General features: G+C 71.6%; 19 protein-coding genes and 1 pseudogene. 6 read left to right on the top strand and 14 right to left on the bottom strand.

The window, feature by feature from the left end; translation table 11 throughout:
- Positions 1 to 2 precede the first annotated feature (2 nt).
- The 4 genes from mqnC to HW837_RS20410 all read right to left on the bottom strand — a co-directional run bounded on the left by mqnC (position 3) and on the right by HW837_RS20410 (position 5080).
- Positions 3 to 1202: a cyclic dehypoxanthinyl futalosine synthase gene (mqnC, locus tag HW837_RS20425; RefSeq protein WP_093789508.1), complete on the bottom strand. Its 1200-nt coding sequence runs from the start codon at positions 1200 to 1202 to the stop codon at positions 3 to 5.
- A 112-nt stretch (positions 1203 to 1314) separates the two neighbouring features.
- Entirely contained in the window at positions 1315 to 2070 is a 756-nt protein-coding gene (locus HW837_RS20420) for a prepilin peptidase (protein WP_196789967.1), read from the bottom strand.
- Between the two features lie 268 nt (positions 2071 to 2338).
- Positions 2339 to 4084: a serine/threonine-protein kinase gene (locus HW837_RS20415; RefSeq protein ID WP_045559347.1), complete on the bottom strand. Its 1746-nt coding sequence runs from the start codon at positions 4082 to 4084 to the stop codon at positions 2339 to 2341.
- A gap of 150 nt (positions 4085 to 4234) precedes the next feature.
- Positions 4235 to 5080, bottom strand: coding sequence for a menaquinone biosynthetic enzyme MqnA/MqnD family protein (locus HW837_RS20410; protein WP_045559346.1), 846 nt, complete (start codon positions 5078 to 5080; stop codon positions 4235 to 4237).
- 379 nt (positions 5081 to 5459) lie between these two features.
- Here HW837_RS20410 and HW837_RS20405 point away from each other — a divergent pair, with 379 nt between their 5' ends.
- Positions 5460 to 5663, top strand: a complete 204-nt coding sequence (locus HW837_RS20405; RefSeq protein WP_003992177.1) for a cold-shock protein — start codon at positions 5460 to 5462, stop codon at positions 5661 to 5663.
- A 158-nt stretch (positions 5664 to 5821) separates the two neighbouring features.
- Here the strand turns inward: HW837_RS20405 and HW837_RS20400 are convergent, their stop codons facing one another.
- Positions 5822 to 6619, bottom strand: a complete 798-nt coding sequence (locus HW837_RS20400; RefSeq protein WP_045559345.1) for a hypothetical protein — start codon at positions 6617 to 6619, stop codon at positions 5822 to 5824.
- Positions 6620 to 6927: 308 nt separating this feature from the next.
- Between HW837_RS20400 and HW837_RS20395 the strand changes: the two genes are divergently transcribed.
- Together HW837_RS20395 and HW837_RS20390 are read left to right on the top strand one after the other, a co-directional pair.
- Positions 6928 to 9678 carry a LuxR family transcriptional regulator gene (locus tag HW837_RS20395; protein ID WP_234442629.1) on the top strand — a complete coding sequence of 917 codons (2751 nt, stop codon included), beginning with the start codon at positions 6928 to 6930 and terminating at the stop codon, positions 9676 to 9678.
- Positions 9679 to 9726: 48 nt separating this feature from the next.
- The gene (locus tag HW837_RS20390; RefSeq protein ID WP_193380512.1) at positions 9727 to 10305 is read left to right on the top strand and encodes a hypothetical protein; all 579 of its coding nucleotides are present in this window, start codon (positions 9727 to 9729) and stop codon (positions 10303 to 10305) included.
- Between the two features lie 54 nt (positions 10306 to 10359).
- On the opposite strand, the gene HW837_RS20385 is transcribed toward HW837_RS20390, so the two are convergent.
- Entirely contained in the window at positions 10360 to 10869 is a 510-nt protein-coding gene (locus HW837_RS20385) for an inclusion body family protein (RefSeq protein WP_045559343.1), read from the bottom strand.
- 323 nt (positions 10870 to 11192) lie between these two features.
- Positions 11193 to 11684: a hypothetical protein gene (locus tag HW837_RS20380; protein ID WP_045559342.1), complete on the bottom strand. Its 492-nt coding sequence runs from the start codon at positions 11682 to 11684 to the stop codon at positions 11193 to 11195.
- A 160-nt stretch (positions 11685 to 11844) separates the two neighbouring features.
- Here HW837_RS20380 and HW837_RS20375 point away from each other — a divergent pair, with 160 nt between their 5' ends.
- Positions 11845 to 12336 carry a hypothetical protein gene (locus HW837_RS20375; protein WP_045559341.1) on the top strand — a complete coding sequence of 164 codons (492 nt, stop codon included), beginning with the start codon at positions 11845 to 11847 and terminating at the stop codon, positions 12334 to 12336.
- A gap of 17 nt (positions 12337 to 12353) precedes the next feature.
- On the opposite strand, the gene HW837_RS20370 is transcribed toward HW837_RS20375, so the two are convergent.
- A complete protein-coding gene (locus HW837_RS20370) occupies positions 12354 to 14267 on the bottom strand; it encodes an AMP-dependent synthetase/ligase (RefSeq protein WP_045559340.1) in 1914 nt (637 codons plus the stop codon).
- Between the two features lie 293 nt (positions 14268 to 14560).
- On the opposite strand from HW837_RS20370, the gene HW837_RS20365 reads away from it, so the two are divergent.
- A complete protein-coding gene (locus tag HW837_RS20365; protein WP_045559339.1) occupies positions 14561 to 15589 on the top strand; it encodes a MaoC/PaaZ C-terminal domain-containing protein in 1029 nt (342 codons plus the stop codon).
- Positions 15590 to 15760: 171 nt separating this feature from the next.
- Here the strand turns inward: HW837_RS20365 and HW837_RS20360 are convergent, their stop codons facing one another.
- From HW837_RS20360 to HW837_RS20335, 6 genes and pseudogenes are all read right to left on the bottom strand, one after another.
- Complete coding sequence (locus HW837_RS20360; protein WP_045559338.1) at positions 15761 to 16408, bottom strand: TetR/AcrR family transcriptional regulator; 648 nt, start codon at positions 16406 to 16408, stop codon at positions 15761 to 15763.
- A 234-nt stretch (positions 16409 to 16642) separates the two neighbouring features.
- Positions 16643 to 16933, bottom strand: a pseudogene (locus HW837_RS20355) (DUF4229 domain-containing protein); the annotation flags it as partial.
- Positions 16934 to 17038: 105 nt separating this feature from the next.
- The gene (locus tag HW837_RS20350; RefSeq protein ID WP_045559336.1) at positions 17039 to 17563 is read right to left on the bottom strand and encodes a GNAT family N-acetyltransferase; all 525 of its coding nucleotides are present in this window, start codon (positions 17561 to 17563) and stop codon (positions 17039 to 17041) included.
- A 260-nt stretch (positions 17564 to 17823) separates the two neighbouring features.
- Positions 17824 to 18987: an aminofutalosine synthase MqnE gene (gene mqnE / locus HW837_RS20345; protein WP_045559335.1), complete on the bottom strand. Its 1164-nt coding sequence runs from the start codon at positions 18985 to 18987 to the stop codon at positions 17824 to 17826.
- A 90-nt stretch (positions 18988 to 19077) separates the two neighbouring features.
- On the bottom strand, positions 19078 to 19536 hold the full coding sequence (locus HW837_RS20340; protein ID WP_045559334.1) for an Lrp/AsnC family transcriptional regulator: 459 nt from the start codon (positions 19534 to 19536) through the stop codon (positions 19078 to 19080).
- A gap of 127 nt (positions 19537 to 19663) precedes the next feature.
- Positions 19664 to 20371 (bottom strand): UbiX family flavin prenyltransferase, encoded by a 708-nt coding sequence (locus HW837_RS20335; protein ID WP_078853630.1) that lies wholly within the window; start codon positions 20369 to 20371, stop codon positions 19664 to 19666.
- A 117-nt stretch (positions 20372 to 20488) separates the two neighbouring features.
- On the opposite strand from HW837_RS20335, the gene HW837_RS20330 reads away from it, so the two are divergent.
- Positions 20489 to 21121 (top strand): rhomboid family intramembrane serine protease, encoded by a 633-nt coding sequence (locus HW837_RS20330; RefSeq protein WP_045559332.1) that lies wholly within the window; start codon positions 20489 to 20491, stop codon positions 21119 to 21121.
- Positions 21122 to 21314 lie beyond the last annotated feature (193 nt).

The following is a 21314-nucleotide window of genomic DNA, read 5'->3' as shown; positions in this document are numbered from 1 at the left end:
CCCTAGTTGGCGTTCAGCAGCTTCAGTTCGGGGTGGGCCGTGCCGCCCTCGATGGCCGTGGACGAGATGTGCGACATGACGCGCTTGTCGACGGGGTCGTTCGCCGGGTCGTCGTGGACCACCAGGTGCTCGTACGTCGTGGCTCGCTGGGCCGGGACCCGCCCCGCCGTACGGATCATGTCGATCATTTCCTGGAGGTTGGAGCGGTGCTTGGCGCCGGCCGCCGAGACGACGTTCTCCTCCAGCATGATCGAGCCGAGGTCGTCCGCGCCGTAGTGCAGGGTGAGCTGGCCCGCGTCCTGGCCGGTGGTGAGCCAGGAGCCCTGGATGTGGGCGATGTTGTCCATGAAGAGCCGGGAGATCGCGATCATCCGCAGGTACTCGAAGATCGTGGCCTGGGTGCGGCCCTTCAGGTGGTTGTTCATCGGCTGGTAGAGATACGGGATGAAGGCCCGGAAGCCGCCCGTCCGGTCCTGTACGTCGCGGATCATCCGCAGGTGCTCGATGCGCTCGGCGTTGGTCTCGCCGGTGCCCATGAGCATCGTGGACGTGGACTCCACGCCCAGGTTGTGCGCGGTCTCCATGATCTCCAGCCAGCGCTCGCCGGACTCCTTGAGCGGCGCGATGGCCTTGCGGGGACGGGCCGGGAGCAGCTCGGCTCCGGCTCCGGCGAAGGAGTCGAGTCCGGCGGCGTGGATGCGCTGGATGGCCTCCTCGACGCTCACCTTGGAGATCCGGGCCATGTGCTCCACCTCGGACGCGCCGAGGGAGTGGATGACCAGCTGAGGGAAGGCCTTCTTGATCGCGGCGAAGTGCTTCTCGTAGTACTCCACGCCGTAGTCCGGGTGGTGCCCGCCCTGGAACATGATCTGCGTACCGCCCAGCTCGACGGTCTCCGCGCAGCGGCGCAGGATGTCGTCGAGATCGCGCGTCCAGCCCTTGTCCTTGGCCGTCGGCGGGGCGTAGAACGCGCAGAACTTGCACGCCGTGACGCACACGTTCGTGTAGTTGATGTTCCGCTCGATGATGTACGTCGCGATGTGCTCCGTGCCCGCGTACCGGCGCTTGCGCACGGCGTCGGCGGCGGCGCCGAGGGCGTGCAGCGGGGCGTCGCGATAGAGGTCGAGCGCCTCCTCCGGCGTGATCCTCCCGCCCTCGGCGGCACGGTCGAGAACGGACTGGAGATCGGCCTTCTCGGTCACCGGGGGCGTCCCTTTCGTAAGGGTTGAACTGACCGGGCCAGCCTACGCCAGGGGCCCGGACCGGCCGACGTCAGGCCGTCTGCCTGTGGACAACTCCGCAGGGCGGGCCGCCTCACGCCGCGTACGCCTCCAGCAGGAGGCCGACGTACGCTCCCGCGATCATGAACGGGCCCAGGGCCACCAGTTGCCGGCGGACGGCGCGGCCCCTGGCCAGTGTCACCACGGTGTACACGCTGCCGATGAGGGCGCCGGCGAAGGTGCCGAGGTACAGCGCGCCCCAGCCGTACCAGCCGAGGACGGCGCCGAGGCCGAGGGCGAGTTTCACGTCGCCGAAGCCGAGGGCCATGGGACGGACGAGGAAGAAGAGGAAGTACAGGCCGCCGAGGGCCAGGGCGCCGTACAGCGCCGTGCGCCACTGTCCGGCGTGCTCGGGTACGAACGCGACCGCGCCCAGGAGTACGAGGGCCAGGCCCGCGAAGGAGAAGGTCAGGGGGTCCGGGAGGCGCTGGGCGCCGAGGTCGACGAGGGTGAGGAGCACGCCGAGGGGGGCGAGGAGGAGCCAGACGGCGAGTTCCGGGCGGCTGCCGGTGGTCAGGGCGAGGCTGACGCAGATCAGGGCGGTGGCGGCGGCGACGGTGGGGGTGCTGGGGCCGTAGGTGCAGGCGGCCTCGGGGGAGCGTGCGGTGCAGCGGGCGGGGCCCAGCCAGCCGTTCGCCGGGCCGGTGAGGGGGTGGCCGGCGGGGCATGTGCGGTGCCAGGGGTGGTCCTCGTCGACCGTGAAGCGGTAGGCGGGGCGGGGGAGGAGGGTGCCGGTGGCTGCGCCCCAGAGCGCGGCGGCCACGGTCGGTGCGATCAGCCAGGGGTCCAGAGCCACGGGGGCAGCCTAGGGGGTGGGGGTGCGTTCTCTCGCCCCCGCCGCCCCTACCCGTCCCATCCCAGGGGCTGCGCCCCTTCGACCCCCAAGTGTCCCTTCGGTGGGGGCTGGTCGCGCAGTTCCCCGCGCCCCTGAAAGAGGCCTGCGGCCCTTTCGGGGCGAAAAGCACGGGGCGCAGCCCCTGCTTTTCAGGGGCGCGGGGAACTGCGCGAGAAGCCCCACCGGGCCCGCACCCGGCAACGCACCCGCACAACCGGCCCCCTTACTTCACCTTCGCCAGGCGGGCCGTCGGGTCGCCCGCGTCCGCGTTGTTCGAGGTGTACTGGAGTTCGTCGCCGACGGGGGTCAGCGTGACCTCGTGGGTGTTGCCGGTGCAGGTCTTGGGGTTGTTCTTCGTGTCGGCGATGCTGGTGACGAGGATGTGGTCCTCGGCGACCTCCTTGAGGACGAACGTGTCGTCGCAGGCCCCGCCCAGCAGGTCCACGGAGCGGAACGTGCCCAACCGGTCGCCCACGGCCCCCTTTTCGAGGGTGACGGTGAAGGTGCCGGCGGGGAGGTTGCCGCCGAGGGCGTAGCCGTCGCCCTCCCAGGTGCCGAGGTACTTCGCGGGCAGGTCGCCCGCCCCGTCGTGCGGTTCCGAGTCCTGGCCGCCGTCGGTCGGGGCGCTGCTCGCCGACGGGGCCTTGCCCGCCGCCTCGCCGCCCTTGTCGTCGCCGTTCAGCATGCCCAGTCCGAACACGACACCCAGGCCGACCGTCGCGAACGCGCCCGCGACCGCCAGGGCCACCGAGCAACTCACCCGTCGGCCCCGGCCGTTCTCGGTGGGCGTGGACGCCGCCGCCACGCTCAGCGACAGCTTGCCCGGCGGTGGGGCGGTGTCCGCCGACGCGGAGTCGGCCCGCTGCCCCGGCACATGGGTCACCGGAGGCGGTGTCCCCTGCGGCGGTGAGTGCGGCGGTGGGGTGTGCGGCGACATCACCGGAGGCGGGCCGAAGACCCCGCTCGCGGCCGGGACTTCGGCCCTCGACTCGCCGGAGGGAGCCGCGGGGACGGGCGGCTCGACGCCCACCGAGGGACTGCTGAACCCCACCGGGCCGGACGGGACCTGCTCCGCCGCCTCCAGGTTCAGCAACTGCACCGCGCTGCGGCCGACCTGTTCCACCAGGGGACCCGGCAGCCAGCCCGCCGCCACCAGACGGGCCGTGCCCTGCGGGGCCAGGGTGCGGGCGATCTCGTCGGGGGCCGGGCGGGCGTCCGGTTCCTTGGCCAGGCACCGCTCCACCAGGGCGCGCAGTTCGCCCTCCAGACCGTCGAGCCGGGGCTCCTCGTGGACGACCTTGTAGAGAAGGGCGGCGGAGGAGTCCCCGGGGAACGGGGACCGGCCGGTCGCCGCGTACGCGAGGACCGCGCCCAGGGAGAAGACGTCCGCCGCGCCGGTGATGCCCTTGCCGAGGATCTGTTCGGGGGACATGTAGCCGGGGGAGCCGATCGAGACGCCCGTCGAGGTCAGGGACGCGGTGCCGTCCGTGGCGCGGGCGATGCCGAAGTCGATGAGGAGGGGGCCGTCGACCGTGAGCAGGACGTTCGACGGCTTCACGTCCCGGTGGACCAGGTCCAGCGCGTGCACCGCCGACAGCGCTTCCGCCAGGCCCGCGCCGAGGACCCGCACGGAGTGGGGAGGCAGCGGGCCGCCGTCCGCCACCGCCGCCGCCAGGGAGGGACCGGCCGCGTACCCCGTCGCCACCCAGGGGACCGAGGCCTCCGGGTCGGCGTCCAGGACGGGCGCGGTCCAGGAACCGCCCACGCGACGGGCGGCGTCGACCTCTCTCCGGAAGCGGGCGCGGAACTCCTCGTCGAGGGCGAAGTGCGGGTGCACCACCTTGACGGCGACCGTACGGCCGCCCGCGCTGCGTCCCAGGTAGACGCGGCCCATGCCGCCCGACCCGAGCCGGCCGAGCAGCCGGTAGGGCCCCACGGCCGTGGGTTCGCCGACATCGAGCGGTTGCATGGACGACACCTCCCCCGTCCCCGAAGCGTAGTGCCGCACGCGCGAGGGGAAATGCGGGCGTCGGCGATCCCTCCCGCAGTCAATCCCACAGAACGTCGAATTCGTCAACCGGAATTCCACGAAGTTCACCGGGATTTCGCGGGAAAGCAATCAGGAAAGCAGGTCGACCTTCACGTCCGCCGGAAATCCGGTGGTCGGGCCGACCCGCCGCGCGAACTCGGCGACCGCCGTCAGCTGGGGCCCGCCGAAGCGGAAGTCGAGGGTCGTGAAGTACCGCTCCAGGACCCGCTCGTCGAAGGCCTCCCAGCGGGCGGCCTGCTCGGCGACCTTGTCCACCTCGGTCAGCGACAGGTCGCGGGAGGCGAGGAACGCCTCGTGCACCTTGCGGGTGACCTCGGGCTCCCGTTCCAGGTACTCCCGCCGCGCCGCCCACACCGCGAAGACGAACGGCAGCCCCGTCCACTCCTTCCACATGGCGCCCAGGTCGTGCACCTCCAGGCCGAAGTTCGGCCCGTCCAGCAGGTTCGCGCGCAGCGCCGCGTCACCGATGAGCACGGCCGCCTCCGCCTCCTGCATCATCAGCGAGAGGTCGGGCGGGCAGGTGTAGTACGACGGCTGTACGCCGACGCTCTCCGCCAGCAGCAGCTGCGCGAGGCGTACGGAGGTGCGCGAGGTGGAACCCAGGGCGACGCGTGCGCCGTCCAGGCGTTCGAGCGGCACCTGGGAGACGATCACGCACGACATCACCGGGCCGTCGCAGCCGACGGCGATGTCGGGGAAGGCGACCAGGTCGTCCGCGTTGCGCAGGAACTCGACGAGGGTGATGGGCCCGATGTCGAGGTCCCCGCGCACCAGCTGCTCGCTGAGCTTCTCGGGGGTGTCCTTGGTGAGCTCGAAGTCGAGGAGCGTGCCCGTTCTCGCGAGCCCCCAGTACAGGGGCAGGCAGTTCAGGAACTGGATGTGGCCGACGCGCGGCCGGTTGCGAGGATTGTCCACATCGCGAGGCTAGCCCTCATGGGGTACGGTGCGGGCCCCGGGGGCCGGGAGGCGCTCCCGAAACCGGACGTACACCCTGTGTCAACACCCTCGACGGCGTGTCGCCGGTGGGACGGATGGGGAAGTAGAGGCGGTCAGTCAAACCGAGACCCGAGCGGTTCAAACATCCGGGTGACGTGATCTAGCCCTCTATTGCATTCCCCTGCCTGCGTGCTAGGCTCGCCGCAAGTTGCAGTTTGGTTTCCCTTGCAGTACAGAGCCTGCGGAGCATGTGACCGCGGGCTCTCGTCGTTTTCAGACGTATGCAGTTGTGCGGCATCTTGTTTTCACACTTGCAGGGTTCTGGAGCAGGGCAACCCTTTGGGCCCAAGGAGGGCTTATGGCTACCGGAACCGTGAAGTGGTTCAACGCCGAAAAGGGCTTTGGCTTCATCGCCCAGGAGGGTGGCGGCCCGGACGTCTTCGTCCACTACTCCGCCATCAACGCGAGCGGCTTCCGTTCGCTGGAGGAGAACCAGCAGGTCTCCTTCGACGTGACGCAGGGCCCGAAGGGTCCGCAGGCGGAGAACGTCACCCCCGTCTGAACCGTTCGATCCGAGGGATGCCCCTCTGACGACGTCTGAGAGCAGTACCCAAGGAGCCCCTAGCCTTTCGGCGCAGGGGCTCCTGCCTTTTCCGCCGCATTCGGGGAAAGCGACCCGGCCCCTCTCCCCGAGCCGCTCCCCCGGCCCCTTTCCCCCAGTCACTCCCCCGGCCCGCGCTCGGCCCTCTCCGCGGCCAGCGACTCGAGCACCCGGCGCAGCCGGACGCCCCGCCCCAGATCCGGTTCGAGCCCCTTCCCCCGCAGGAGCGCGGCCAGGGAGGCCTGGACGACCTCCGCCCCCTCGGGGGCGACCCGCTCGGAGACCTCCAGCCACTCCAGGGACCGGTCGGTACCCACCGTGCAGTGCTCCACGGTCACTTCGTGATGGTCGAGGCGCACCCCGCACCGGCGGACCGTGTCCACGGGGCCGAGGACGTCGAGCGCGCCGAGGCCGACGTCGATGTCGGCGCAGTCGGCGAGGAAGGCGCGCTGGTGGTCGGAGAAGACGAGGTCCAGCGGCTCGGTGCCGGTGGCGGCGGCCTCCACGGCCGTACGCCCGCAGTCGGAGACGAGCGCGGCGGAGAGCACCCGGCGGTCGCCCGACCAGGCGCCCGTCAGGTGGAAGGAATCCGGTCCCTGCTCTCGGAAGCGCAGCCAACGTTCCGAGAGCCGGGACCGGCGACAGGGCCGCAATTCCGCCGTCGCGGCCCCGCCCCGCCCGCTCCCCGCCCGTAGGCGCAGGATCAGCCCCGCATCCAGAAGCGGCAGGTGACCTGGCGCCGTGGAGCGGGCGAGGGCCTCACAGAAGTAGACGCGGCGCCGGGCTCCCCCGGTGTCCGGCGCCAGCGCCCAAGTCGCGGCGGCCGCGCCCGCACCCGAGAACGTCACCTTGATCTCGACCGAGTCGAGCCGGTCGGATCCCGAGGTGAGATCCCCGCGTCCCACGGATGCCGGCATGGGCCGTCCCCCTAGTTCCGCGACCTGGTTCATTTCCCTGTTTCCCTTGGTTCCTTCCGTTCCTTGCGATCCCCCGTGCCCTTGCGATCCCCCGTGCGATTCCCCTGTGGTGCCGATTCCCCTGTGGTGCTGTGTTCCGCGAACCATTCAAGGCCCGGGGCGGCCCCCCGCGCTTCCGGGAAGTCCCTACATCTCCCCCGACAACTCCCCCTGGGGGATGATGGACCGGCGGGGCCGGGCGCAGGCGGGCACCAGGGGGTGGCGCATTGTTACGGGGACTCGTCGGTCGGGAGCGGGAACGCCGGCTGATGGACGACCTGCTCGTGGCGGGCGGGGCGGGTGGGGCGGCACTGCTGCTGTGGGGCGAACCCGGTATCGGGAAGACCGCCCTGCTTGACTACGCGGCGGAGCGCGCGGCGGCCGGCGGCTCCGGCGCGCGGTCGGCCACGGTCCTGCGCGCCCGGGGCATCGAGACCGAGACCGTGCTCCCCTTCGCCACCCTCGGCGACCTACTGATGCCCCATTCGTCCCTTTTCAGGGAACTCCCCGGCGCCCAGCGCTCGGCCCTGGAGTCCTGTCTGGCCCTGAGCGGCGACCCGGCGGACCCGCCGGGCAATCCGTATGCCGCCTGCATGGGCGCCCTCAATGTGCTCGCGGCGCTCGGCGACGAGGGCCCGGTGGTCGTCCTCGTCGACGACCTGCACTGGGTGGACCCCTCCTCCCAGCGCGTCCTTCTCTTCGTCGCCCGCCGGCTCTCCAGTGAACGCGTCGCCCTCGCCCTCGGCTCCCGGGAGGACCACGGCGAGTCGGGGCCGCGGCGCAGCATCGCCACCGTGCAGATGGGCGGGCTGACTCCGGAGGAGTGCGCCGCGCTGCTGGAGGGCCGTGTGACTCCCAGTGTGCTCGCCGACCTCGTACGCGTCAGCGGCGGCAATCCGCTCGCCCTGCGCGAGATCGCGGCCGCGCTGACCGACGAACAGGCGCGCGGCGAGCGGCCGTTGCTGGAACCGCCGTCCCTGGGCAGCCATCTGGAGCGCGCCTGGGCGGCCCGGATCGACGGTCTGCCGGACGCCGCCCGCCGGGCCCTGGTCGTCCTGGCCGCCGGCCGCTCGACGGCGGCGGGCCCGCTGCGCAAGGCGCTGGAGGCGGCCGGGCTCTCGCTCGACGCCCTCTCCCCCGCCGAGCAGGACGGTCTGATCACGGCCACGGCGGACGGGCTGGACTTCCACCACCCGGTGCTGCGCGCGCTGGTGCTCGGCCGCGCCCCCCTCGCGCACCGGTACGCGGCGTTCCAGGCGCTGGCCGAGGTGAGCACCGGCTCGCTGCACGCCTGGTACCGGGCGTCCGCGACGCCCGGCCCCGACGAGGAGGCCGCGGCGGCGCTCGCCGACGCCGCGCGGGAGGCCCGACGGCGCAGTGCCTTCGGCGAGTCGGCCCTGGCCTGGCGGCGCGCCGCCGAGCTCACCCCCGACCCCGCGCCCCGCGCCGACCGCCTCCACCACGCCGCCTCCGACGCCCTGCTCAGCGGCTCACCCGCGGGCCCGCAGTGGTGCGAGGAGGCCCTGCGGATCACCCCCGACCCGGCCGTACGCGCCGCGATCCAGGGCCTGTTGGGCCGTATGCACACCTGGAAGGGCGAGACGGCCCAGGCGTACGGCCTGCTCATGAACGCCGCCGACGCCGTCCGCGACTCCGACCGCACCCGGGCGTGTCTGCTGCTGGCGGAGGCGACGGCGGCGGCGCGGCTGGACGGCCATGTCCCGGCGGCGGTCCGTGTCGCCGAGGAGTCCCTCGCCCTCGCCTCCGAGTCCGGCCCCGAACGCTGGTACAGCCTCTCGATGCTGGGCGGGGCCCTGATCATGTCCGGCCGTACGGCGCGGGGCCGCGCGATGCTGGAGGCCGCCGACCGGCACGGCGGCGGTGACCCCGTCCGTGACCAGCAGGTGTACGCGATCGCCGGGCAGGCGTGGAGCCGGGCCGAGGAGTTCGTGCGGGGGCGCCGGCTGCTCAACACTGCCGTGGAGTCGGCCCGGCGGCACAGCGCGGTGGGCGTGCTGGGCTTCACCCTCGCCGTGCGGGGCGAGCTGGAGACCCGTATCGGTCAATGGGCGTCCGCCCGGGGCGACTTGACGGAGTCGCTGCGCTGGGCGGAGGAACTGGGCCAGCTGACGTGCGTGAGCTACACGCTGTACTGCCTCGCCCGGCTGGAAGCCCTGCGCGGCGAACGGGTCGAGTGCGAGGAGCACGTGGCGCGGGCCAGGCGGGAATGCGGGGCGTACGGCATCGGCTGCCAGGAGTTCCACATGACGGCGGTGCTCGGGCTGTCGGCGCTGGCCCACGGCGACCACGACGCGGCCGTCGACCAGTTGGAGCAAACGTTGTCACTGGCGATCGAGCAGGGCATCGGGAACCCCGAGGTGGTCCCCTTCGCGGCGGACCTGGCGGAGGCGCACGTACGGGCGGGGAACGCGACGCGGGCCGCCGAGGTGGTGTCCTGGCTGGAGGAACGGGCCCGGGAGACGGGCCTGGCGTCGGCGGAGGCGGCGGCCGCCCGGGTCCGGGGGCTGCTCGCGGGGACGCCGGAGGAGGCGGAGGCGTGCTTCGGCGCGGCGCTCACCGCCCACCAGCGGACGACGGGCCCCTTCGACTGGGCGCGGACGCTGCTGTGCGAGGCGGAGGTGCTGCGCCGCCACCGCCGTCCGGGGGCCGCGCGGGCCCCGCTGGCCTCCGCCCTGGCCTGCTTCGAACGCCTGGGCGCGGTCCCCTGGGCCCGGCGCGCGGCGGGCGAACTGGCCGCGGCGGGAGGCGTCCTGAGCGGCGCCCGGTCCGCCGTCGGCGGCGCGGGCGGCATGGGCGGCGCCCTGAACCAGCTGACCCCCCAGGAGTTCCAGGTCTCGCGGGCGATCGCCCGGGGCCTGAACAACACGGAGGCCGCCGCGTCGTTGTTCGTCTCCCGGAAGACGGTCGAGGCCCATCTCACCCGTATCTACCGCAAGCTGCACGTCCGTTCCCGAACGGACCTGACGAGGTTGCTCACGGCGGCCGACCTGGTGGATTGAGTACCGATACTCATGTGGGCACCCGGCGGTGCCCGGCATGGTTCAGGCATGAGACCACACCTTCTTCGGAAGTCCCTGCTGGTGGCCGTCCTCGGCGGCGCCCTCCTGACCGGTATCGGCTCGCCGAGCGCCCTGGCCGCCGCTCCGGCCTCCGCGAGCGCCGTCACCTCGGTGAGCGACGACGCCGCGGAGGCACGGTTCTTCGAGTTGAACGACATCCTCTGGCAGCTCTGTCAGCCGGACGTCAGTGACGACGACGGGGCGGCGACCCCGCCCGGCGACGACCCCGTCGACCCGGTGCCGGTGGACCCCTACGATCCGGTGCGGCTCGACCCCACCGAACAGTGCGTCGCCGACCGGCACGCACGTCGGTTGAGCAGGGCCTTCTCCGGCACGGCTGTCGCCGACCACGCGGCGCTCCTGACGAAGCTGACGAGCCTGAACTACCCGGCGGCACGGATCCACCGCGTCCCGGACCACCTGGGAGCGCCCCGGGTGCGGCTCGACCTGCGCGTGGGCGGCGACCACATCGCCCTCCAGGTCACCGCCACCGGTCTCGGGGTGACGACCGAGACCTTCGGCGCCTCCTCGGGCGTGAGCGTGACGGACGTCCTGCTGGAGCCGTAGCCGCAGCCCCGGCCGGACGGACCGACCTCCCTACGCCCCGCCGGTCGACGACCCTCAGGGGTTCTCGATGGTGATGAAGGGGTCCCACTGGAAGTAGCCCTTCAGCTGGCGGTGGCGGTCCAGGATCTGGAAGGAGAAGTGGTAGACGACCTTGCCGGCCCTTTTGACGGTCGTCCGCCAGTAATGGTCCTGGTAGGCCTGTGTCACGAATTCCGGCCTGCCCTCGGAGCCCTCCTTCGGCAGCGGATAGACGCCGTCGATCACCTCGATCTCCGGTGTGCGGATGAGCTGGTGGCCGGGGTCGCTGCTCACGTACTTGTAGAGCAACGCCTTGTAGTCGCTGCCGAGCGACAGCGTCGTCTCCCGCCACCGGACGGTGTCCCCGGGCTCCGCGCGGAGATTCAGTTCGGCCCCCGACGTACCGATGATGTGGTCGTGCCGCGTCGTCATGTAGATGAGGCTCTCGTCGGCGTACGTCGGGGCGTCGGGATTCCTCGACGCGTTGGGGTTCCGTTCGACGATCGTGGCCGCGTCGAACGCGATCAGGACGTTGAGATCAGCCATCTCCGGTTCCTTTCCCTTGCGGTGCGTCGGTCATGGTTCGAAATCGTAGATATGCAGAAACGATTTCGTTTACGCCCTCGCAAGCAAAGGCCTGAAAGTGCCCGTGGCATTTCTTGACGGAAATTCGACTTGCTCGCCATTTCTTGCCGAGGCCCGAGTTCCACCAGTGACGGAGGGGAGAGGAGAAGAAGGCGAGACAGATAATCAACGCACGGAATGTGGAACTCCTGAGGACCCTCTCCCTACGGTTCCGTCCGGCCTTTTCCTCGATGGCCTTTTCGACACGGATCGCCCGAGCGGCGTCACGCCAAAAAAATGCCGGATCAGCGGCGTTCCTTGAAGTGCGTCGCCACGAAGATCCCGGCGATCGCACAGCTGAGCGTCCCGGCCCGCACGACGAGCCCTCCGTCGTCACCGTCCGGCACCCCCGGCACGTCCCAGCCCAGCCACCGCACGCACACCCACACGTACGCCCACGCGGCCACCCCGAGGCCGGCGAAGGCCAGGGCGACCTTCCCGTTGGCCGAGGTGGCCAGGGAGCGGAGGTCCGCCGCCGCCCTCCGTACATCGAGGGGTTCCGCCTCGCCACGGCTCACCCGCAGGTGCCGCTCGTGGAGGCCGAGGAAGAGAAAGCCGATGACGATCAGGGCGAGCCCGGCGGAGAAGAGGTGGTCGGCGGTGTCGTCGTCCGGGCCCGGCGCGGTGAGGGTGCGGACGACGGACCAGCCTCCCAGCACGACGGCCAGGAAGGTGCAGGCGGTGTAGAGCCTGCCCCAGCGGGAGGACAGCAGAAGTACGACGTGTCTTCGGGTCATACGTCCGTACGGTAGTGGTCCCGGTTGTGCGCCTGAGCCGGGGTCGCGGGCCGTTGAGCTGGGTTTTCTCGTCGGTGGGTGCAACCGGATGCCGCTGGGGCGGGTCTTGGGGGGTGCGCCGGCCGGTGAGGGGCCGGGCCGTGGGGGCGAGGTGGGGGCGATGGGGAAGCGTGGTGCCGTGCTGTGGTGCGGCGGGTTGGCTCTGGTGCTGGGGACCGTGGGCGCCGTGTGGTGGGGCTGGTTCCGTGCGCCGTACGCGCTCGCCGGCTCCCCTTCGGTCGATGTGAGCGTCCGGGCCGAGAAGTCCCGGTATCCCGATGTGCGGGAGACCGCCGAGGACGTCGACACGCTCGTGCGGGTCTACGTCCAGCGGCTCAAGGCCGGTGACGTGGAAGGGCTGATGGAGCTGGCGGGGCCCGCGTACGAGGGGACCCGGGGCGCCGCCTACGAGCAGGTGCGGGAGTTCGGCGAGGGGGCCCGCGGACACGTCGACGTCACCGTGCTGGAGGGCGGTGTCGACTACTTCAACCCCGTCCGGCTCACCTATGACAGGACCGACCAGCAGCAGGAGTTGCTGCTGGTCAAGGACGACGGGCACTGGTGGATCGAGCTGGGGGAGGGTGATCCGGCCGCGGGGAAGCAGGACGGGTAGGGCTGCTTCGGGCAGGGCTACTTCTCGTACAGGCCCTCGATCTCCGTCGCGAAGGACCTCTCCACGGCCTCCCGGCGCAGTTTCATCGACGGGGTCAGGTGCCCCGCCTCCTCCGTGAAGCCGCCGGGGACGATGGTGAACCGGCGGATGGACTCGGGGCGCGAGACCAGGCGGTTGGCCTCGTCCACCGCGCGTTGCAGGACGGCGCGCAGATCCGGGTCCTCGGCCAGGTGGTCGAGGGGGTGTTCCTGCTTGGCGTTCATCTGGGCCCAGTGGGTGATGCCCTCGGGGTCCAGGGTCAGCAGCGCGGTGACGTACGGGCGGCGGTCGCCGATGACCATGGCGTGGGCGATCAGGGGGTGGGAGCGCAGCCAGTTCTCCAGCGGCGCCGGCGCCACGTTCTTGCCGCTGTCGGTGACGAGGATCTCCTTCTTGCGGCCGGTGATCGTGAGGTAGCCCTCGTCGTCGAGCTGGCCGATGTCTCCGGTCGCGAACCAGCCGTCGGGTCCTGCGGGGACGACACCGCCGGCCTGGGGGTCCCAGTAGCCGCGGAAGATCTGGCCGCCGTGCAGGAGGATCTCACCGTCGGCGGCTATCCGGACCCGGGTGCCGGGGAGCGGTCGGCCGACCGTGCCCAGCCGGGGCCGGTCGGGTGGGGTCACGGTGACGGCGGCGGTCGTCTCCGTCATGCCGTAGCCCTCGAAGACGTCGATGCCCGCGCCCGCGTAGAAGGCGGCCAGCCGGCGGCCGAGGGGGCTGCCGCCGCAGATGACGTAACGGACCCGGCCGCCCAGCGCCTTGCGGATACGGCGGTAGACCAGGGGGTCGTAGAAGGAGCGGGCCGTCTTCAGGAAGGCCGAGGGGCCGGGGCCGGTGCCGTGCTGTTCGGCCTCCAGGGCCTCGCCGTAGCGGCGGGCGACGGCGGAGGCACGGTCGTAGGAGGCGGCGCGGCCCATGCGTTCGGCGGAGGCGCGGGCCGTGTTGAAGACCTTCTCCAGCACATAGGGGATGACCAGGAGGAACGTCGGGCGGAAGGACTTGAGGTCGGCGAGGAGGTCCTCCGTGCGGAAGCTCGGCGAGTGGCCCAGCCGGACCCTCGCCCGCATACAGCCGATCGCGACCATGCGGCCGAACACGTGGGCGAGCGGGAGGAAGAGGAGGGTGGAGGCCTCCTCGTCCGTCTTCGCGCGGAAGATGGGGTAGAGGAGGTCGATCGCGTTGTCGACCTCCGCGCAGAAGTTGCCGTGGGTGAGGGCGCAGCCCTTGGGGCGGCCGGTCGTGCCCGAGGTGTAGATCAGGGTCGCGAGGGTGTCGGGGCCCAGCACCCCACGCCGTACGGCCACTTCCTGGTCCGAGACGTCGCGGCCCCGCTCGGCGAGCCGGTCCAGGTGGCTCTTCTCGAAGACCCACATGTGGCGCAGGTCGGGGATGCGGTCCAGCTCGGGGCCGAGGGCGGCGGCCTGGCCCGCCGTCTCGACGGCGAGGGCCACCGCGCCCGCGTCCTGGAGGATCCAGCGGGTCTGGAAGACGGAGGAGGTGGGGTAGACGGGGACGGTGACCAGGCCCGCCGCCCAGGCCGCGAAGTCCAGGAGGGTCCACTCGTACGTCGTCCGCGCCATGATCGCGATGCGGTCGCCCGGCACGAGACCCTCGGCGATCAGGCCCTTCGCCAGGGCGAGCACCTCGGCGGCGAAATCGGCGGCCGTGACGTCCCGCCACCGGCCGTCGTGCTCCCCGTCCGTGCCGCCGTGCTTGCGGCTGAGGACGACCGCGTCGGGGGCGTGGGCCGCGTTGTCGAACGGGATGTCCGCGAGCGAGCCGTAGGTCACGGGCGCGGCGAGCGCGGGGACGTACGCCTCCCGCACGGTGCCGTCCAGCCGCTTCAACTCGGGTTCCACCAGGGCGGGTTCGGTGCTTTCGAGGTTGGACACGGGCGGCTCCTGGGCGTTCGGTGTGTCCGGATCGTACGGGGTTGGTGTGTGAGGTTCGTGTGAGTGTGGCGATGGTCCGGAGATGGAACCGGGCCGGGCATGTGCAGTGTCGCAGACCGCTCGGTCACGACTCCTCCGCAGGTCAAGGGCGTGCCAAGTTACCTGAGGGTCGTTCATTTACCGGCCTCCACGGAAGGGCTTACCAGCCATTACCTCGGGTAACCTGACTTTGGAGTAAGAAGCGGAGTCCGGCGCGGGGAGCGGAGTCCGCGCGAGGAAGGGGAGACCGTCCGATGCCCACCGTCACCCTCACCCGACCGCCCTCCCTCGGTCCGCTTCTGGCCAGGGGCGCCCTCCTCTCCCCGGGCAGGAGCCGCAGGCTCCCCCGCGCTGCCGCCTCCGGGTTCGTCTCCCCCTCCCGGCTGCCCCGGCTCGTGCTGCCCGGTGTGCGCATCGACCTCGCGCGGCTCGCCGCGTACGAGCGGGTCTGCGGGTTCCCCACCGGCGAGGACGCCGTTCCGCTGACGTATCCGCACGTCCTCGGGTTTCCGTCGGCCATGCGGATCATGTCCGGCCGGGACTTCCCGTTGCCGGTCCTCGGGCTGGTGCACACCTCGATCGAGATCACCCGACGCCGACGGCTGCCCGCCACCGGGGAGTACGAGATCACCGTGTACGTCGCCGAGTTGACGCCTCATCGGCGCGGCACCGAGGCGACGGTCGTCACGGAGGTACGGGACGGGGAGGAGGCCGAGGGCGGGGCCGGGGCCGGGATCGCGTGGGAGTCCCGCAGCACGTACCTGGCCCGGCACGCGCCCGTGCGGGAGCGGCGGGGTGCGGCGGCTCCGGGTGACGGGGAGGGGCGTGCTCTCCGGGAGGGGTGGAGCGGTGGGGGTGCGGCGGTCGGGGGTGGGCCGGAAGGGGTGCCCGTGGTCGTCCAGTGGCGGTTGGGCGGGGATGTCGGGCGGCGGTACGGGGCCGTGTCCGGCGACCGGAACCCGATCCATCTGCATCCGCTCGGCGCCCGGCTGTTCGGTTTCCCCCGGGCCATCGCGCACGGCATGTGGACCGTGGCCCGCTGCCTCGCCGAGCACGGCGCGCCTCCGGCGACCCTCGTCCGCGCGGAGTTCCGGGCGCCGGTGCCGTTGCCGGGGGCGGTGACGTACCTGGCGGACGGGCGGGCGTGGGGTGGGTTCGAGTTGCGCGGCAGCGAGGTGTCGGGGGTGACCGAGGGCTCCGGGGCGGGCTCGTCAGACACGTCCGGCGGGTCGGGTGGAGGGCGGGTTCATGTGCGGGGGCAGGTGTATCCGCTCGTCGCCTGAGGGTGGGGTCGGGTGCGGGTGGGTGGGGCTTCTCGCGCAGTTCCCCGCGCCCCTGAAAAAGCGGGGCTGCGCCCCTGCTTTTTCGGCCCGAAGGGCCGGATGCCTTTCAGGGGCGCGGGGAACTGCGCGACCAGCCCCCACCGGGCCCGCACCCGGCGACGAACGCCCCCCTCACGTCGCAGCCGGCGGTGTCCAAGGACGCCCCTCCATCAGGTCGCCCAGGCCGGCCCACGCGAAGTTCATCAGGGTCGTGGCGGCCTGGCGGGCCGTGATGCCGGGGGTCGCGTTGGCCCAGGCGGCGAGCGCCTCGGCGGCGCCGACGAGGCCCTCGGCGAGACCGGCGACCTCCCGCTCGGGCAGGGACGGGTCACGGCGGGCCTCCCGCGCGGCGACCAGGATCAGCCCGGTCACGAACGCGACCATCTCCTCCCGCATCGCCGCCACTTCCGCGGCGAACGGCTCCCCGTGCGTCCGGGCCTGGAGATGCAGCACGGCCCAGGCGTCCGGGTTGCGCGCGGTGTGCGTGAAGAACGCCCCCAGCCCTTCCCAGAGTTGGCGGTCGGCGGGCAGTTCGGGGTTCACACCCGCACGGACGGCTGTGGTGAGGGCCTTGGCCTCACGGCGGATGCAGGCCGTGAAGAGGTCTTCCTTGGAGTTCAGGTACAGGTACACCAACGGCTTGGAGACACCCGCCAGTTCGGCGATCTCGTCCATCGACGCCGCCCGGTACCCACGCTGCCCGAACGTCCGCACCGCCGCGTCCAGCATGTGCTGTTCCCGTACCGCACGAGGCATCCGTTTGCTCTTCACAGCACCCATGCGGGCAAGCGTACGGTTCCGACGGCGGGGACGGACCTGCGCGTCGGGCGGGTGATCTTGTCGAGCGGGTCGGCGAGCGCGGCTGCCGACGGTCCGCGTACGGCCCTACGAAGCCTTGCCGGACGCCGGCTGCGGGGCCGCCGCGTCGGCCTCGGTGGCCTTGGCGGCGTCGTCGGACCCGGCGGTCGCTTCGTCGGTCCCGGTGGCCTCGTCGGTCGCCCGCGGGCTCGGGGTCCGGGCCGCGTCGTCGGCCTCGTCCTCCTGGCTGCGGTTGGCCGCGAGGTTGGACTTGACGCGGCCGATGGAGCGGTCGAGGCGGGGGGCGATCTGGGCGGAGGCCCGGTCGCGCTCCTTGCGGAGGGCGACGAAGCTGACCGGCGCGGAGACCAGCAGCGCGAGCACGACCACCCACATGCCGTTGGACGCGCCGAGGCCGCGCGGGGCGACGCCGGAGTAGACGAGGGCCCAGACGACCACGAAGCAGCCCACGAAGATACCGAGGCGCATCAGTGTGTAGCGGAGCATCTCAATCCACTCTTCCGTATCCGTTCCGAACAGTGCCACCGTTGTTCGCAGGGCATCGTCCAGTGAAGCACGGTCGGGGGGCGATCTTGCACGGGGGGCGGGGCCTCAGCTCAGAGGCAGGAGCATCGTGATGTCGTCGCGGTGGTCGCCGGGGGCGACACGTATCGCGCCGGGGACGCGGCCGACCTCCTTGTAGCCGCAGGAGGCGTAGAAGTGTTCGAGGCCGCGGCCGCCTCGGCAGGTGAGGCGGATGGCGTCTATGTCGTCGAAGTCGCGGGCCGCGGTCTCGGCCGCCTGCATGAGGGCGCGGCCGTAGCCCTTGCCCTGGTGGGAGGGGTGGACCATCACCGTGTAGAGCCAGACCCAGTGGGTCATCAGGCGGTGGGTGTTGAAGGCGAAGAAGGCGGTGGCGGCGGGGGTGCCGGTGTCGTCGAGGCCGAGGAGGAGGCGGTGTCGGCCTTCCGCCATGGCGGTGAGGTGTTTGAGGAGTTCCGGGCGGATGGTTTCTCGGGTGACCGGGGGGACGAAGCCCACCGCTCCGTCGGCGTTGGAGACGTCCGCCCAGAGGGTGAGGATGGCGTCGTGGAGGGTGGGGGTGAGGGGTGGGTCCAGGTGGAACGTAAGGGGCATGGGGTGACCGTAGTCATTACGTGTGGCTCGTCTCAAGAGGGATTCGCCCCCGCCGCCCCTACCCGTCCCATCCCCAGGGGCTGCGCCCCTTTGACCCCCAGGCGTCCGTGCGGTGGGGGCTGGTCGCGCAGTTCCCCGCGCCCCTGAAAAGCAGGGGCTGCGCCCCGTGCTTTTCGGCCCGAAAGGGCCGTAGGCCCTTAAGGGGCGCGGGGAACTGCGCGAGAAGCCCCACGCACCCGCAGACGAACAACCGGCCCGCTTCAGACTCGCATCGGCTGCGGGGACTCGCGACGGGCCGGGTCCGGGCCCTCGTACTCGCGGATGATCTCGTACCTCGTGTTGCGTTCTACGGGGCGGAAGCCCGCGTCACGGATGAGGTCCAGCAGGTCCTCGCGGGTCAGCTTGTTCGGCGTGCCGTAGTTGTCCGCGTCGTGGGTGATCTTGTACTCGACGACCGAGCCGTCCATGTCGTCGGCGCCGTGCTGGAGGGCCAGTTGCGCGGTCTGGACGCCGTGCATCACCCAGAAGACCTTGACGTGGGGGACGTTGTCGAAGAGGAGGCGGGAGACCGCGAAGGTCTTCAGGGCCTCGGCCCCCGTGGCCATCTGGGTGCGGGCCTGGAGGCGGTTGCGGACCTTGCCGTCCTGCACGTCCACGAAGTCGTGCTGGTAGCGCAGGGGAATGAAGACCTGGAAGCCGTTCGTCTCGTCCTGGAGTTCACGGAGACGGAGGACGTGGTCGACCCTGTGGCGCGGCTCCTCGATGTGGCCGTAGAGCATGGTGCACGGGGTCTTGAGGCCCTTCTCGTGCGCCAGGCGGTGGATCCGCGACCAGTCCTCCCAGTGGGTGCGGTGGTCCACGATGTGCCGGCGGACCTCCCAGTCGAAGATCTCCGCGCCGCCGCCCGTGAGGGATTCGAGGCCCGCGTCGATCAGCTCGTCCAGGATCTCCGACGCCGACAGCCCGCTGATCGTCTCGAAGTGGTGGATCTCCGTGGCCGTGAACGCCTTCAGCGAGACGTTCGGCAGGGCGGCCTTCAACTCCTTCAGCGAGCGCGGGTAGTAGCGCCACGGGAGGTTCGGGTGGAGGCCGTTGACGATGTGCAGCTCGGTGAGGTTCTCACCCTCCATCGCCTTGGCGAGCTTCACCGCCTCCTCGATGCGCATCGTGTACGCGTCCTTCTCCCCCGGCTTGCGCTGGAAGGAGCAGTACGCGCAGGAGGCGGTGCACACGTTGGTCATGTTGAGGTGGCGGTTGACGTTGAAGTGGACGACGTCGCCGTTCTTCCGCGTCCGCACCTCGTGCGCCAGACCACCCAGCCAGGCCAGGTCGTCCGACGCGTACAGCGCGATGCCGTCCTCGCGGGTCAGCCGCTCACCGGAGCGAACCTTCTCCTCCAGCTCGCGCTTGAGCCCGACGTCCATGCCCACACCTCTCACCGACCGATCTGCCTGCTTGCCCGCTTGCTTGCCTGCTGCGAAGACGTCGTCAACCCTACGTCCCCTCCTCTACTGCTACTGCTCCTCCTCCGGCAGCTCACCCACCCGGTTCTCCCACTTCGTGGAGAGGATGATCGTCGTACGGGTCCGGGAGACGCCCTTGGTGCCGGAGAGCCGGCGGATGGTCTTCTCCAGGCCGTCGACGTCCGGGGCGCGCACCTTGAGCATGTACGAGTCGTCGCCCGCGATGAACCAGCAGTCCTCGATCTCGGCCAACTCCCGCAGCCGGTTCGCCACGTCCTCGTGGTCGGCGGCGTCGGAGAGCGAGATACCGATGAGCGCGGTCACGCCGAGGCCGAGGGAGGCCGCGTTGACGGTGGCGCGATAGCCGGTGATGACACCGGCCGCCTCCAGCCGGTTGATGCGGTCGGTGACACTGGGTCCCGACAGTCCGACGAGGCGTCCCAGCTCCGCGTAGGAGGCCCGGCCGTTCTCCCTCAGGGCCTGGATGAGCTGCCTGTCCACCGCGTCCATGCGATCGGTTGCCTTCCGCTGAAGAGTTGAGTCGTGGGTGCTGCTTGGTTGTTCAGTGGTACGAGAGACGGGTTCGTGACGCGGGCCGGGGAGGGGCGTGGTGCCGGCCGGGGTGGGCGTGTGCGGCTCAGTCGGTCGCACCGGAGGCGCGCGCCCCGCCCACCTCGCCCTCCCAGCGCCGGTACAGGGTGTGCGGGACGCCCGCCGCGTCCAGCGCCCGTCCGGCGACGAAGTCCACCAGGTCCTGGATGTGCGTGGCCCCCGCGTAGAACGCCGGGGACGCGGGCAGCACGGTCGCGCCCGCCTCGTCCAGGGTCACCAGGTGCCGCAGGGTCTGCCCGTTCAACGGGGTCTCGCGTACGGCGACGACGAGCCGCCGCCCCTCCTTGAGGGTCACGCTCGCCGCCCGTTGCAGCAGATCCTTGGAGAGCCCGAGGGCCACGCCCGCGACGCACGCCGTCGACGCGGGGACGATCAGCATCCCCTTGACGGGGTACGAGCCGGACGACGGTCCGGCGGCCAGGTCGCCGGGCGTCCAGTGCCGTACCCGGTCGCCGCCCTCGCCGTCGAGGTCCACGGCGAACGTGCCGGGCTTGCCGTCCGCGCCGCGGGACAGCCATTCCCGCAGGTCGTCGCGCCAGTGGGCGTCGCGGAAGGAGATTCCCGTCTCGTCGAGCAGGGTCAGCCGCGAGGCCCGGGACACCACGAGGTCGACGCTCTCGCCCGCGGCGAGGAGCGCGCGCAGCACAGCGGCGGCGTATGGGGTGCCGGATGCGCCGGACACCCCTACGATCCAAGGCGTACGCGGCGTCTTCCCTGGCTTGACTGGGTTCACGACACCGAGCCTATCCGGCGGCGCGCGGCGGGAACCGGTCAAGGGGGCCCGGCCGTTTCCACGAAGGACGCGTGAGGTCGGCGTGAGGTCTGTGTGAGGTCGGGACGGGGGTTCGACATGGCAGGTGGAGTGCGGGGAGCGCTGCGCCCCGAGCGGGAGTGGTCGCGCGGGGACCGCGCGAAGGCGGCGGCCAAGCTGATGGTGGGCTGGGTGGCGCTGCTGTGGATCCTGGAGGTCGTGGACGTGGCGACCGGCCACGCCCTGGACGACTTCGGGATCGTTCCGCGTTCGGTGCCCGAGCTGGTCGACGTGGTGCCCGCCTCGTTCATCCACTTCGGCTTCGCCCATGTCGCGGCGAACAGCGTGCCGTTGCTGGTGCTGGGGTTCCTCGCGGCGCTCGGCGGGCTGCGCCGCTTCGCCGCCGTGTGCGCGCTGATCATCGTCGCGGACGGGCTGGGGGTCTGGCTGATATCCCCCGACCACACCAACACCGCCGGTGCCTCCGGCGTCGTCTTCGGGCTCTTCGGGTTCCTCGTCGTCACCGGCTTCGTCGAGCGCCGGCTGCTGGGGGTCGCGGTGGGTGTCCTGGTCGCGGCCGTGTGGGGCGGCGCGATCCTCGGCGGCATCGCCCCCACCGAGACCGGCATCAGCTGGCAGGGACATCTGATCGGCCTGGTGACGGGCGTGGTGGCGGCGTTCGTCTTCCGCCGCCGCAACCAGGGCCCGGGCCCTGGTTCCTCGGTCGCCTGACAACTCGGGGCCGCGGGTTCTTTTGCGGGTGCGGGTGCGGGTGCGTGGGGCTTCTCGCGCAGTTCCCCGCGCCCCTGAAAGACCAGGCCCCTACGGGCCTGAAAGACCACGGCCCCGCGGGCCTGAAAGGCGACGGGGCTGCGGGCCTGAAAGGCGACGGGGCTGCGGGCCTGAAAGGCGACGGGGCTGCGGG

It is taken from the genome of Streptomyces caniscabiei (genome assembly GCF_014930365.1).
Lineage (GTDB): Bacteria > Actinomycetota > Actinomycetes > Streptomycetales > Streptomycetaceae > Streptomyces > Streptomyces caniscabiei.
This window is presented reverse-complemented; position numbering and strand designations above follow the sequence as displayed.

What these genes read in the sequence shown, in the direction of transcription:
- HW837_RS20365 (WP_045559339.1), top strand. Translation starts at nt 14,561, where the DNA reads ATGCCCACCGTCACCCTCACCCGACCGCCCTCCCTCGGTCCGCTTCTG.
- HW837_RS20395 (WP_234442629.1), top strand. Translation starts at nt 6,928, where the DNA reads ATGGACGACCTGCTCGTGGCGGGCGGGGCGGGTGGGGCGGCACTGCTG.
- mqnE (WP_045559335.1), bottom strand. Translation starts at nt 18,987, where the DNA reads ATGGACGTCGGGCTCAAGCGCGAGCTGGAGGAGAAGGTTCGCTCCGGT.
- HW837_RS20385 (WP_045559343.1), bottom strand. Translation starts at nt 10,869, where the DNA reads ATGGCTGATCTCAACGTCCTGATCGCGTTCGACGCGGCCACGATCGTC.
- HW837_RS20350 (WP_045559336.1), bottom strand. Translation starts at nt 17,563, where the DNA reads ATGCCCCTTACGTTCCACCTGGACCCACCCCTCACCCCCACCCTCCAC.
- HW837_RS20415 (WP_045559347.1), bottom strand. Translation starts at nt 4,084, where the DNA reads ATGCAACCGCTCGATGTCGGCGAACCCACGGCCGTGGGGCCCTACCGG.
- HW837_RS20340 (WP_045559334.1), bottom strand. Translation starts at nt 19,536, where the DNA reads ATGGACGCGGTGGACAGGCAGCTCATCCAGGCCCTGAGGGAGAACGGC.
- HW837_RS20360 (WP_045559338.1), bottom strand. Translation starts at nt 16,408, where the DNA reads ATGGGTGCTGTGAAGAGCAAACGGATGCCTCGTGCGGTACGGGAACAG.
- HW837_RS20405 (WP_003992177.1), top strand. Translation starts at nt 5,460, where the DNA reads ATGGCTACCGGAACCGTGAAGTGGTTCAACGCCGAAAAGGGCTTTGGC.
- HW837_RS20390 (WP_193380512.1), top strand. Translation starts at nt 9,727, where the DNA reads ATGAGACCACACCTTCTTCGGAAGTCCCTGCTGGTGGCCGTCCTCGGC.
- HW837_RS20375 (WP_045559341.1), top strand. Translation starts at nt 11,845, where the DNA reads ATGGGGAAGCGTGGTGCCGTGCTGTGGTGCGGCGGGTTGGCTCTGGTG.
- HW837_RS20380 (WP_045559342.1), bottom strand. Translation starts at nt 11,684, where the DNA reads ATGACCCGAAGACACGTCGTACTTCTGCTGTCCTCCCGCTGGGGCAGG.
- HW837_RS20400 (WP_045559345.1), bottom strand. Translation starts at nt 6,619, where the DNA reads ATGCCGGCATCCGTGGGACGCGGGGATCTCACCTCGGGATCCGACCGG.
- HW837_RS20330 (WP_045559332.1), top strand. Translation starts at nt 20,489, where the DNA reads ATGGCAGGTGGAGTGCGGGGAGCGCTGCGCCCCGAGCGGGAGTGGTCG.